12 protein-coding genes are annotated in these 12452 nt (G+C 67.2%); 6 read left to right on the top strand and 6 right to left on the bottom strand.

Annotation, left to right across the window (positions count from 1 at the left end; translation table 11 throughout):
• Positions 1–34 precede the first annotated feature (34 nt).
• From DBY63_RS14535 to DBY63_RS14520, 4 genes are all read right to left on the bottom strand, one after another.
• The gene (locus DBY63_RS14535; protein WP_007159763.1) at positions 35–193 is read right to left on the bottom strand and encodes a YqaE/Pmp3 family membrane protein; all 159 of its coding nucleotides are present in this window, start codon (positions 191–193) and stop codon (positions 35–37) included.
• A gap of 360 nt (positions 194–553) precedes the next feature.
• On the bottom strand, positions 554–2323 hold the full coding sequence (locus tag DBY63_RS14530) for an acyl-CoA dehydrogenase C-terminal domain-containing protein (protein ID WP_108581600.1): 1770 nt from the start codon (positions 2321–2323) through the stop codon (positions 554–556).
• Between the two features lie 187 nt (positions 2324–2510).
• Positions 2511–4316: a phenylacyl-CoA dehydrogenase gene (locus DBY63_RS14525; protein WP_108581601.1), complete on the bottom strand. Its 1806-nt coding sequence runs from the start codon at positions 4314–4316 to the stop codon at positions 2511–2513.
• 146 nt (positions 4317–4462) lie between these two features.
• Entirely contained in the window at positions 4463–4786 is a 324-nt protein-coding gene (locus tag DBY63_RS14520; RefSeq protein WP_108581602.1) for a thioredoxin family protein, read from the bottom strand.
• A 164-nt stretch (positions 4787–4950) separates the two neighbouring features.
• Between DBY63_RS14520 and DBY63_RS14515 the strand changes: the two genes are divergently transcribed.
• Complete coding sequence (locus DBY63_RS14515) at positions 4951–6285, top strand: MFS transporter (protein ID WP_027597496.1); 1335 nt, start codon at positions 4951–4953, stop codon at positions 6283–6285.
• A 70-nt stretch (positions 6286–6355) separates the two neighbouring features.
• Positions 6356–6778 (top strand): DUF1810 domain-containing protein, encoded by a 423-nt coding sequence (locus tag DBY63_RS14510; RefSeq protein WP_027597495.1) that lies wholly within the window; start codon positions 6356–6358, stop codon positions 6776–6778.
• Here the strand turns inward: DBY63_RS14510 and DBY63_RS14505 are convergent.
• Positions 6775–7362 (bottom strand): cupin domain-containing protein, encoded by a 588-nt coding sequence (locus DBY63_RS14505; RefSeq protein ID WP_108581603.1) that lies wholly within the window; start codon positions 7360–7362, stop codon positions 6775–6777. The two genes, DBY63_RS14510 and DBY63_RS14505, sit on opposite strands and share 4 nt — an antisense overlap.
• 70 nt (positions 7363–7432) lie before the next feature.
• A complete protein-coding gene (locus DBY63_RS14500; RefSeq protein ID WP_108581604.1) occupies positions 7433–8134 on the bottom strand; it encodes an alpha/beta fold hydrolase in 702 nt (233 codons plus the stop codon).
• 112 nt (positions 8135–8246) lie between these two features.
• Between DBY63_RS14500 and DBY63_RS14495 the strand changes: the two genes are divergently transcribed.
• From DBY63_RS14495 to DBY63_RS14480, 4 genes are all read left to right on the top strand, one after another.
• On the top strand, positions 8247–8543 hold the full coding sequence (locus DBY63_RS14495; RefSeq protein WP_007159771.1) for a hypothetical protein: 297 nt from the start codon (positions 8247–8249) through the stop codon (positions 8541–8543).
• Between the two features lie 58 nt (positions 8544–8601).
• A complete protein-coding gene (locus tag DBY63_RS14490; RefSeq protein WP_177411455.1) occupies positions 8602–9339 on the top strand; it encodes a ComF family protein in 738 nt (245 codons plus the stop codon).
• 65 nt (positions 9340–9404) lie between these two features.
• Complete coding sequence (locus DBY63_RS14485) at positions 9405–11294, top strand: PhoX family phosphatase (protein ID WP_108581605.1); 1890 nt, start codon at positions 9405–9407, stop codon at positions 11292–11294.
• Between the two features lie 110 nt (positions 11295–11404).
• Positions 11405–12379, top strand: a complete 975-nt coding sequence (locus DBY63_RS14480) for a serine/threonine protein kinase (protein ID WP_027597490.1) — start codon at positions 11405–11407, stop codon at positions 12377–12379.
• The last annotated feature ends 73 nt before the right edge of the window (positions 12380–12452 follow it).

The raw sequence follows: 12452 nt of genomic DNA, 5'->3' as shown, positions 1-12452 counted from the left end.
ATTGCGGCATCGGGGCCGCGATCCGGCCGTGGGTTCAGCGACGAGCAATCACCCAGACGGCATGGATGATACCCGGAATGTAACCCAGCAGCGTCAGCAGGATGTTCAGCCAGAAGGCGCCGCCGAAGCCGACCTGGAGAAAGACGCCCACGGGCGGCAGGATGATGGCGAAGATAAGGCGGATGAGGTCCATTTCAGGCTCCAGTAGCAGGCAGGCAAGAAGATGCCTCTAAGACTGGCAGGGCCTGAATCAGGTTCCGGCAGGCAATAAAAAACCCCGCCGAAGCGGGGTTTCGCAGACTTGACCCGACATCCTTGTCGGGCCGCCAATCCTTGGCCATCTATCCCTGTAAGTCTCTGCCCGACATCCTTGCCGGGGGGCCATCCTGGCCACATTTCCTTGAAGTCATCTGGAGCGCTGGGCACATCCTGTACCGCGATCCGATGGGTGTAGATTACCCAGCTAACCCGGGTGTAGGCGATGGCTTATCGCGGCGACGTCATGTAAGCCAAAGCTTACATGACATGGCTTTTCACCTTTTCCGTCAACGGCTTAGAAGGCCTCCTCGGCCAGGGCGTAGAGCGGCTGGGCGCCGCTGCGCACGGCGACCGCCAGACTCAGGGTGCGCGGCAGCAGGCGGGCGAAATAGAAGCGTGCGGTGGCCAGCTTGGCTTCGGCGAAGGCCGCGTCCTGCTCCGCCGCGGCAGCCGCGGCCCGTGCCCAGAGATAGGCATAGGCGACATAGCCGAACAGGTGCAGGTAGTCCACCGAGGCGGCGCCCAGTTCATGGGGATCACTGGCGCCGGTCTGCAGCAGCCACTCGGTCGCGCCGTCCAGCTGATCCAGGGCCTGGCGCAGGGGCGCGGCGAATTCGTTGTCCGCCGGCAGGCTGGCGAGATAGCCATGGACCTCTTCGCTGAAGGGCCGGTAGAGGGCGCCGCGACTGCCGGCCAGCTTGCGGCCGACCAGGTCGAGGGCCTGGATGCCGTTGGTGCCTTCGTAGATCTGGGTGATGCGCACGTCGCGCACCAGCTGCTCCTGGCCCCATTCGCGGATGTAGCCATGGCCGCCGAACACCTGCTGGCCGGCGACGCAGAGTTCCAAGCCGAGATCGGTGAGGAATCCCTTGGCCACCGGGGTGAGCAGCGCCACCAGGGCTTCGGCGCGTTCGCGCTCGGCCGGCTCGGGGCTGTACTTGGCGGTGTCGAGTTGCAGGGCCACATAGCTGGAGAACAGCCGGCCGCCTTCGTTCAGCGCCTTCATGGTCAGTAGCATGCGCCGCACATCGGGGTGGACGATGATGGGATCGGCGTTCTTGGCGGCCTGCTGGATACCGGCCGGGGAGCGGCTCTGCAGGCGTTCGCGGGCATAGGCCAGGGCGTTCTGGTAGGAGCGTTCGCTCGAGCCCAGGCCCTGGATGCCGACGCCCAGGCGCTCGTAGTTCATCATGGTGAACATGGCGGCCAGGCCCTTGTTGACCTCGCCCACCAGATAGCCGACCGCGCCATCGAAATTCATCACGCAGGTGGCGGCGCCCTTGATGCCCATCTTGTGTTCCAGGGAGCCACAGGCCACGGCGTTGCGCGCGCCCAGGGCGCCCGCCTCGTCCACCAGGATCTTGGGTACCAGGAACAGCGAGATGCCCCGGGAACCGGCCGGCGCATCGGGCAGCTTGGCCAGCACCAGGTGAATGATGTTCTCGGTGAGGTCGTGCTCGCCGGCGGTGATGAAGATCTTGGTACCGGTGACCCGGTAGCTGCCGTCGGCCTGGGGCTCGGCGCGGGTGCGGATCAGGCCCAGGTCGGTACCGGCATGGGGCTCGGTCAGGCACATGGAGCCGGCCCACTGGCCACTGTAGAGATTGGGCAGGTAGGCCTGCTTCAGGGCTTCGCTGCCATGAGCGTGCAGGGCCAGGCAGGCGCCGGCGCTAAGCATCGGATAGAGACCGAAGGCCAGGCAGCTGGCGTGCATCATTTCCTCGACCTGGGCGGTGAGCACCTTGGGCATGCCCATGCCGCCGTATTCGGGATCCCCACCAACCCCCACCCAGCCGCCTTCGGCAAAGGCCTGGTAGGCCTGGCGGAAGCCCTGGGGGGTGGTCACTTCACCGGCTTGCCAGTGGCAGCCTTCTTCATCGGAATTGCGATTGAGCGGCGCCAGTTCCTGGGCGCACAGCTTGCCGGCTTCTTCGAGGATGGCATCGGCGGTCTCGCCGTCCACCACCTCGGCCAGGGCGGGCCACTGACTCCAGCGGTCCTTGACCTTGAAGACGGCATCCAGCACGAAACGGATATCGCGAAGCGGCGGGGTGTAGTCGGCCATGTCGAGTCTCCTCGGAAGGTGTTCTTGTCGGTATTACCCGAGTGTAAGACCGAACCGGAAGGGAGACATAGGTTCATGATCTGACCTGATGGTCAGCCGATCGGAGGTCTGCTACTGGTGGTTTTTTCGCGGCCGCGAAAAGACGAAAACCCCGCCGGAGCGGGGTTTTCAGTGGAGCGACGACGCCTTAGTAGCCGAGGGCGAAGTCTTCCTCGGCCAGGGCCATCAGGCTGCCGGCGCCGGCCAGCAGCGCCTCGGCATGGGCGCGGGTACGGGGCAGCAGGCGCTCATAGTAGAAGCGCGCGGTGGCCAGCTTGGCCTGGTAGAAGGCGGCCTCCTCGGTACCGGCGGCCAGCTTCTCGGCGGCGACCCGGGCCATGTCGGCCCAGAAGTACGCCAGGCAGCAGTAGCCGGAGTACATCAGGTAGTCGACGGCGGCGGCGCCCACCTCTTCGCGATCCTTCATGGCGGCCATGCCGACCTTGAGGGTGATCTCGCCCCACTCCTTGTTCAGCTTGGCCAGCGGCTCGACGAAGGCCTTTAGCTGGGCATTCTCGGCGTTGGCCTGGCAGAACTTGTGCACCACCTTGGTGAAGGCCTTGAGGGATTCACCCTGGGTCATCAGCACCTTGCGACCCAGCAGGTCGATGGCCTGGATGCCAGTGGTGCCCTCGTAGAGCATGGCAATACGGGCATCGCGCAGATTCTGCTCCATGCCCCACTCGGCGATGTAGCCGTGGCCGCCGTAGATCTGCACGCCGTGGCTCGCCGCCTCGAAACCCACCTCGGTCATGAAGGCCTTGGCGATGGGGGTGAGGAAGGCCAGCTGGGTCTCGACCTGCTGCTTCTGCTCTTCGTCCTGGCTGTACTTGAGGATGTCCACCAGCTTGGCGGTGTAGTAGATCATCGCCCGGCTGCCTTCGGCGAAGGCCTTCATGGTCAGCAGCATGCGGCGCACGTCGGGGTGCACGATGATGGGATCGGCGGGCTTCTCGGGCGCCTTGGGACCGGCCAGGGAACGCATCTGCAGACGCTCGCGGGCGTACTTCAGACCGCCCTGGAAGGCCACCTCGGCATGGGCCAGGCCCTGCAAGGCGGTGCCGATGCGGGCGAAGTTCATGAAGGTGAACATGCAGTTCAGACCGCGATTCGGCGGACCGATCAGGAAGCCGGTGGCGCCGTCGAAGTTCATCACGCAGGTGGCGTTGCCGTGGATGCCCATCTTGTGTTCCAGGGAACCACAGTGCACGGCGTTGCGCTCGCCGGCCGCGCCGCTGGCGTCGGGCAGGCGCTTGGGCACGATGAACAGCGAGATGCCCTTGGTGCCGGCGGGGGCGTCGGGCAGGCGGGCCAGCACGATGTGGACGATGTTCTCGGCCATGTCGTGTTCACCGGCGGAGATGAAGATCTTGGTGCCGGTGATGGCGTAGCTGCCGTCAGCACGCGGCTCAGCCTTGGTGCGCAGCATGCCCAGGTCGGAACCGCAGTGGGGTTCGGTCAGGCACATGGTGCCGGTCCATTCGCCGGTCACCAGCTTTTCCAGGTAGGTGTGCTTCTGCTCGTCGGTGCCGTGCTGCTCCAGGGTGTTCATGGCGCCGTGGGACAGGCCGGGGTACATGCCCCAGGACCAGTTGGCCTGGCCGACCATTTCCGAGAGAGAGATGCCAAGGGACTCGGGCAGGCCCTGGCCACCGTGGGCCGGGTTGTGCGCCAGGCTCGGCCAGCCGCCTTCGACGAACTGGGCATAGGCTTCCTTGAAGCCATCGGGGGTCTTCACCCCGTCTTCGCTCCAGGTGCAGCCCTGCTGGTCGCCGATGCGATTGAGCGGCGCCAGGACCTGCTCGCAGAACTTGGCGCCTTCTTCGAGGATGGCGGAGACCATGTCGGGAGTGGCGTCGCCGCACCCGGGCAGGCTCTGGTAGTGCGCGTCATAGCCCAGGAGTTCGTCGCGGACGAAGCGGATGTCCCGCAGGGGGGCTTTGTAATCGGGCATGACTGTTACCTCTTTGCGAATGCTTGTTGTCGAGGGTGGCGGCGGCGTCGCTGCGGACCTACCGCCAGGGCGTTTAAACAGTCGTTTGAAACTAATGTTCCAGGCCTGGCCTTGTCAAGCGTGGCGAGGACGAGCGGAACGACCGGTCAGTCCGCCATGGCCAGGGCTTCGTCCAGGGCCGCCGCCGTCGCCGGACGTACCAGCCGCGCCAGTTCCTGGCCGTCCTTGAAGACGATCAGCGTGGGCCAGAGCTTGACGCGAAAGGAGCGTCCCAGGCGGCGGCCGGGACCGTCTTCGATCTTGAGATGGCGCACGCCGGGGTAGTCCGCGAGCGCCGTGGCCAGCAGCGGCTGGGCGGCGCGGCAGTGGCCGCACCAGGGTGCGCCGAACTCCAGCAGGGTGACACCCGGCAGGGCGTCGACATCAGCGCGGGCGGGCTCCTTTTCCGCATAGGTGGTCGTCATGGTCATGGCGGGGCTCCTGAAGTCGGTTCCAACGGTGGACAAGTCGCTGGCGGGACTGCTCGGTCACGGGAAAAGGACTAGGGTCGATCCTGCGGTACGCCCCGATGTCATGACAATAAAACAAGGCGCTCCATTTCTGCCTCCGTCTCCGCCCTTTCCCGAGGCCCGCCATGAGCCAGACAGCGACTTCCGTTTCACCCGCCACCCTGCGCAAGGTCATCTCCGCCGCGTCCATCGGCAACTTCGTCGAATGGTTCGATTTCGCCCTCTATGGCTTTCTCGCCACCCTGCTCGCGGCGCACTTCTTTCCCAGTGGCGACGCCACCGCCGGCCTGCTCAAGACCTTTGCCGTCTTTGCCGTGGCCTTCGCCTTCCGGCCACTGGGCGGCATCGTCTTCGGCCTGTTGGGCGACCGCATCGGCCGCAAGCGCACCCTGGCCCTGACCATCCTGATCATGGCCGGCGCCACCGCCCTGATCGGCATCCTGCCCAGCTACGCCACCATCGGCATCTGGGCGCCGATCCTGCTGACGCTGATCCGCTGCGCCCAGGGCTTTTCCGCCGGCGGCGAATACGCCGGGGCCTGCGCCTACGTGATGGAGCATTCACCGCGCGATCGCCGCGGGCGCTATGGCAGCTTCGTACCGGTCTCGACCTTTCTCGCCTTTGCCAGCGCGGCCCTGACCGCCTGGGGCCTGGAGCGACTGCTGGGCGCCGCCGCCATGGCCGACTGGGGCTGGCGCATCCCCTTCCTGGCCGCCGCGCCGCTGGGCCTGATCGGTCTCTATCTGCGGCTGAAGCTGGACGAGACCCCGGCCTTCCAGGCGCTGGAAGCGGACCATGAGGTCAGCCATTCGCCGCTGGGCGAGACGCTCAGGCTGCAGGGTCGCTCGATCCTGCGCCTGGGCGCCTTCATCTCGCTGACGGCGCTGTCCTTCTATATGTTCACCACCTACTTCTCCACCTACCTGCAACTGGCCGGCGGCTTCGACCGGGCCGCGGCCCTGGCCATCAGCCTGATCACCCTGTTCGCCGCCGCGGCGGCCTGTCCAGTGCTGGGACGCGTCACCGACCGCATCGGCCGGCGCATGACCACGGTGCTGGCCAGTCTGGTGCTGGCGGTAGGCGTCTATCCGGCGCTGCTGCTGGCCAGCAGCGGCCAGTTCGGCAGCGCCCTGCTGGGCTCGCTGTTGCTGGGCGCCGGGGCGGTGCTGTGCAACGTGGTGACCGCGCCGCTGCTCAGCGAGGTCTTCCCCACCCGCACGCGCTACACCGCCGGGGCCATCACCTACAACCTGGCCTACACCATCTTCGGCGGCACCGCGCCGCTGATGGCGACCTGGCTGATCGGCGCCACCGGCAGCAATCTCTCGCCGGCGCTCTACCTGATCCTGATCGCCCTGCTCGGCCTGATCGGCGGCCTGAGTCTGCCCGAGACTTCGCGCATCGATCTGGACGAGGTCAGCGAAGGCGGTGAAACGGCCTATCGCGCGGTGCGCGGCTAGACCGCTCGTCCCTTGACCGGCACTTCCTCCGGGTCCATCTGCCGATAGGCAAAAGGCCCGGAGTTTCGCCATGCCCGCCGCTCACGATCTGCAACGCTTCCTCGACGCCCAGGCCGACACCTATGCCACCGCCCTGGCGGAGATCCGCGCCGGGCACAAGCGCAGCCACTGGATGTGGTTCATCTTTCCGCAGATCCAGGGGCTTGGCCGCAGCGAGACGGCGCAGCGCTACGCCATCGCCTCCCGCGACGAGGCCAGTGCCTACCTGGCGCATCCGCTGCTGGGACCGCGCCTGCGGGAGATCACCGCCGCCGCGCTGGAGCATCCGCAGCTGTCGGCCACGGCGCTGTTCGGCCAGCCGGACGATCTCAAATTCCATTCCTGCCTGACCCTCTTCGCCGCCGTGGCCGAAGACCCCGAACCCTTTCGTCAGGCGCTGAAGACCTTTTTCGCCGGCCAGCCGGACGAAGCCACCCTGACGCGACTCTGCTAGCGCCAGAGCTCGGGTAGCGCCCCTTCCCGTCCGGTCACCGGATCAGTCAGTGGCACAGGCACCTGGGCGATCAGTTCGACTGAACGGGCATGGGCGGCCGGATCGGCGCGCTGGGTGATGAAGTCCTGCTGATCGGGCGGATAGGCGCCCACCACCAGGAAGTCCGCGCTGGATTCCAGGTTGCGGTGTCCGGTCCCCGCCGGCAGCACCACCACGTCGCCCGCGGTCACCTCCACATCCTGCCCCTGCTCGCCACCCAGCCGCAGCCGCGCCTGGCCGCGCGCCACGCCAAGGACTTCATGGGCATTGGGGTGATAATGATGATAATCGTAGACGCCATAGCGCCATTGCGGCGGCCAGGCGTTGTCGGCGAACAGCCGCTCCAGGGCCGCGGCGCGGTCGGAGCCGGCCAGGGGAACCTGGCGATAGAGCAATACGGGCAGGCGACTGTTGGGGATGACGCCATCGTCGGCGAAATGCAGTTGTTCGGGCTGACCAGCACCCACCGGCGCGGCCAGGGCCAGGGCGACGGGCGCCAGGCCCAGCATCAGGGAAAGGACGGACAGAGACGGACGATGCGGCATGCGGGACTCCCTCGGGGCTTTGCCAATGGAGGCCGGCCTGGTGCCCGGGTTCAGCGCCCGCGACGAGGGGTCAGGCCAGCCATTCCCGCAGCAGCGCCGAGGTGCGCTCCGGCAGTTCCAGCGGCGGCAGGTGACCGCAGTCGTCCAGCACCACCAGGCGCGAATCCTGGATGCCGGCGTGCATCAGCTCGGCTTCGGCCGGCGGGGTCAGCTGGTCCTGGGCGCCCACCACGATCAGGGTCGGGATGCGGATCCCTGCCAGGGTCGGGCGTGAGTCGGGGCGGTCGATGATCGACTGCTGCTGGCGCAGGAAGGCCTCCTTGCCCACCGCCTTGCCCATGGCCAGCACGGTATCGGCCACCGGCGTGCCCAGGCGCGAGGCGTGGATCAGCCGCGGCAAGAGTTGCGGACTGATACCGAGGAAACGCCCGCGCTCGGCCAGTTCGAGCATGGCGCGGCGCTGCGCGGCGCGCTCCGGGGCATCCGGGCTGGCCATGGTGTCGAACAGCGCCAGCCGCGCTACCCGTTCCGGCGCCTGGCGCAGGATCTCGAAGGCCACGTAGCCACCCATGGACAGGGCGCCCAGGGCGAAGCGCGGCGGCGCCTCGGCCAGCACCCGGCGCGCCAGGGCAGGGATGCCCAGGTCGCGGGTGAGGTCGGGAATGAGCACCGGACAGACGTCGGCCAGGTCGGCGGCCTGAGCGGCCCAGAGACGGCTGTCGCAGAGCAGGCCGGGAAGCAGGATCAGCGGAAGGGAATCGGTAGCGGTCATCACTAAGGACTTGAGAGACACTGCGGAAAACGCGCAGTGTAGCGCGGATCACCAGCGAACCCGGCGGGCTTCGCAGGTTCCAACGGACATTGCCAAGGATCCGGAAACATCCATGCGTACTGAAGGCTTCTTCGACTGGCTCGGCGCCGCGCTCGGCCAGGTCATCCGTTTCATTATCGATCTGTTCGGCTCGGTGCTCGGCGGCCTCGCCGACGCCGTGCACGACTTTCTCCATGGCATGGCCCGCTCCATCGGCATGGACGACTCCTATATCAGCTTCGTCGTCCTGGCCATCGGCCTGCTGCTGCTCTACGCCGCGGTACGCGCCTTCATGGCGCGCTCGGTGGTGGGCGGCGTCATCTGGCTGATTCTCGGCCTGATGGTGATGAGCTGGCTGATCCGCGGCTGACTGGTCGCCAGGCGCTCCGCCTGGCACAGTAGGGCTCTCGCTCGGCACGGACGCCGTCATGACCCCACCCCTTTCCCAGGCCTTGAAGCGCCACTGGCAACGCCTGCGGCCCGGGACCAGCTGCGCCCTCTGCGCCGCCTGGCTGCCGGCCGGACTGCCCCTGTGCGAAGGCTGCGACAGCGAATTGCCCTGGCTCGGCCCCCATTGCCAGGGCTGCGCCCTGCCGCTGCCGGTGGACGGCCTGTTCTGCGGCGGCTGCCTGGCCAAGCCGCCGGCCTTCGACCAGGTGCTGGCGCCCTGGCGCTATGCCTTTCCGGTCGACACCCTGATCAACAGATTCAAGCACCGCGATCACGGGAGTCTCGGCCGTCTGGCCGGGGCGCTGCTGGCGCGGCATCTGCAGCACCTGTTCGACGAAGGTCAGCCGCGCCCGGAGTGCCTGCTGCCCGTTCCTCTCTCGCCCCTGCGCCTGCGCCAGCGCGGCTTCAACCAGGCCGCACTGCTGGCCGGCTGGCTCGGCAAGTCCTTGAAGCTACCGGTGGATGGCGGACTGTTGCAGCGAGTGGAGGAGCAGCACAGCCAGCAGGGCCTGAGCGCCAGCGAGCGGCGGCGCAATCTCCGGCAGGCCTTCGCCCTGGTGCAGGACGCCGGGTTGGAGGGTCGCCATCTGGCCCTGGTGGACGACGTCCTCACCACCGGCGCCACCGCCGACAGCCTGGCGCGCCTGCTCAAGCGCGCGGGCGCCCGGCGGGTGGATGTCTATTGCCTGGCGCGGACGCCGCCACCCGGCGAGTAGCGCTGTCACCAAACCGTCATTTAGTCTGACTAGCCTCGCCTGCACACCGTGAGGGAGCCATCAGCATGCACAACGACCAGACCGATCTCGAACGCCTCGTCCAACTGAGCCGCCGGCGCTTCATCGGTGCCGGCGCCCTGGCCGGTGCCGCCCTGTTCCTGGGCGGCGGCCTGCTCGGTCGCAGCGCCCTGGCCGACGCCGTCAGCGAAGCCTCGGGCAATCCGCTGATCGGCTTCGCCAACATCCCCGCCTCCACCGCCGACACCCTGGTGGTGCCGCCCGGCTATCGCGCCAGTGTGCTCATCAGCTGGGGCCAGCCGCTGCACGCCGACGGTCCGGCCTTTCGTCCCGATGGCAGCCCGAGCGCCGCCGACCAGGCGGTACAATTCGGCGACAACAATGACGGCATGGCCTTCTACCCCTTTACGGACGATCCGGATCGGGCGCTGATGGCGATCAACAACGAATACACCAACTACCGCTATCTGCTCAGCCACGGCACGCCGCCCAAGTCCCTGGAAGACACCCGCAAGGCCCAGGCCGCCGAGGGCGTCTCGGTGATCGAGGTGAAGCGCGTGGACGGCCAGTGGCATTTCGTCCAGGGCTCGCCCTATAACCGCCGCGTGCATGGCAACACGCCCATCGCCGTCAGCGGTCCGGCCGCCGGCCATGACCTGCTCAAGACCGCCGCCGATCCGGCCGGACGCGAGGTGCTGGGCACCTTCCAGAATTGCTCCAGCGGCGCCACCCCCTGGCACACCTACCTGACCTGCGAAGAGAACTTCACCGACGTCTTCGGCAGTCGCGATGCCAACCTGAAGTTCGACGCCGCCCAGAAGCGCTACAGCGTCAAGCACGCCAGCGTGGAGAACGACTGGCACCTGCACGACGACCGCTTCGACCTGGCGCAGAATCCCAACGAACTCAATCGCCACGGCTGGATCACCGAGATCGATCCCTTCGATCCCCAGGCCAAGCCGGTCAAGCGCACCGCCCTGGGGCGCTTCAAGCACGAGAACGCCGCCCTCGCCCGCACCCGCGATGGCCGCGTGGTGGTCTACATGGGCGACGACGAGCGCGGCGAATTCATCTACAAGTTCGTCAGCCGCGAGCCCCTGCAGGACGATCCCAAGGCCAATCGCGACCTGCTCGACCACGGCACCCTCTATGTCGCCCGGTTCGACGAGGGTGATCGTGATCCGAACCGCCCCAAGGGCCGCGGCCAGTGGCTGCCGCTGGTGCATGGCGAGAACGGCCTGACCGCCGCCAACGGCTTCGCCAGCCAGGCCGAGGTGCTCATCCACGCCCGCCAGGCCGGCACCCAGGTCGGCGCCACGCGCATGGACAGACCCGAGTGGATCGCCGTCAGCCCCAAGGACGGCCAGGTCTATTGCACCCTGACCAACAACACCAAGCGCGGCGAGGACGGCATGCCGGTGGGCGGCCCCAATCCCCGCGCCAACAACCTCTACGGCCAGATCGTGCGCTGGCGCGAGAGCGGTGACGATGCCGCGGCCCTGAGCTTCGACTGGGACCTCTTCGTCATCGCCGGCAATCCCAAGGTGCACCCGGGCAAGCCGGAAGCGGGCTCTCAGCAGATCAACGCCGAGAACATGTTCAACAGTCCCGATGGCCTGGGCTTCGACGCCGCCGGCCGGCTGTGGGTGCTCACCGACGGCAAGTACAGCAACAAGGGCGATTACGAGGGCATGGGCAACAATCAGATGCTCTGTGCCGATCCGCGCAGCGGCGAGATGCGCCGCTTCCTGGTCGGTCCGGTCGGCTGCGAGGTCACCGGCCTGGCCTTTTCGCCGGACTACAAGACGATGTTCGTCGGCATCCAGCACCCGGGCGAGGAAGGCGGCTCGACCTTTCCCGAGGCCCAGCCGAACGGCCAGCCACGCTCTTCGGTAATGGTCATCAGCCGCGAAGACGGTGGTGTGATCGGCGCCTGACCGGCGAGCGGATAGCGCTCGAGCCTTCGCCATGGGGCTCGGGCATGCGCTAGCATCTCCCGGATGCAGGGTGGCAATCGCCATCGTCCCCCGTGACCGAGGAGCGCGCCATGTCTCATCCGTTCGAAAATCTGAGTCCCGACCTCGTCATCGACGCCATCGAAAGCCTGGGCTATCTCAGCGATGCCCGGGTGCTGGCCCTCAACAGCTACGAGAACCGCGTCTACCAGATCGGCATCGAAGGCGAGACCCCGCTGATCGCCAAGTTCTATCGCCCGGATCGCTGGACCGACGCGGCCATCCTGGAAGAGCACGCCTTTTCTGCCGAACTGGAAGAACGCGAGGTGCCGGTGGTCGCGCCCCTGCAGCGCGATGGCCAGACGCTGTTCAATCATGCCGGCTTTCGCTTCGCGCTCTTTCCCCGCCGCGGCGGCCGGGCGCCGGAGCCGGGTGATCTCAATCAGCTGCATCGCCTCGGCCAGCTGCTGGGTCGCCTGCACGCGGTGGGCGCCAGCCGCCCCTTCCAGCACCGCGAGACGCTGGACGTCCAGGGCTATGGCCATGCCTCGCTGGACACGCTGCTGACCGGCAACTTCATTCCCCAGAGCCTGCTGCCAGCCTATGAATCGGTGGCGCGCGACCTGCTGCTGCGTCTCGACGAACTCTTCGAAGGCGTCAGCTACGACGTCATCCGCCTGCACGGCGACTGCCATCCGGGCAACCTGCTCTGCCGCGATGACGCCTACCATATCGTTGACCTCGACGACTGCCGCCACGGTCCGGCCATGCAGGATCTCTGGATGCTGCTGGCCGGCGATCGCCAGGAGCGGCTGACGCAGCTGTCCGAGCTGATGGACGGCTACGAGGAATTCCACGACTTCCAGCCGCGCGAACTGGCCCTGATCGAGGGGCTGCGCACCCTGCGGCTGATGCACTACAGCGCCTGGCTGGCACGTCGTTGGGACGATCCGGCCTTTCCCAAGAGCTTTCCCTGGTTCGGCAGTGAACGCTACTGGGGCGACCAGATCCTCACCCTGCGCGAACAACGCGCCGCCCTGGACGAGGCGCCATTGCGGCTGTTCTAGGCTTGCTGCGACGCAGTGGAAAAGGCTGCGCCGTTTTCCACGCTACAGGCCCGGATACCCCCCTCTCCCTCCG

Source organism: Pseudomonas sp. RIT411 (genome assembly GCF_003057735.2).
GTDB classification, from domain to species: domain Bacteria; phylum Pseudomonadota; class Gammaproteobacteria; order Pseudomonadales; family Pseudomonadaceae; genus Chryseomonas; species Chryseomonas oryzihabitans.
The sequence above is the reverse complement of the archived record's forward strand: the minus strand, read 5'-3'. Positions and strand labels throughout refer to the sequence as shown.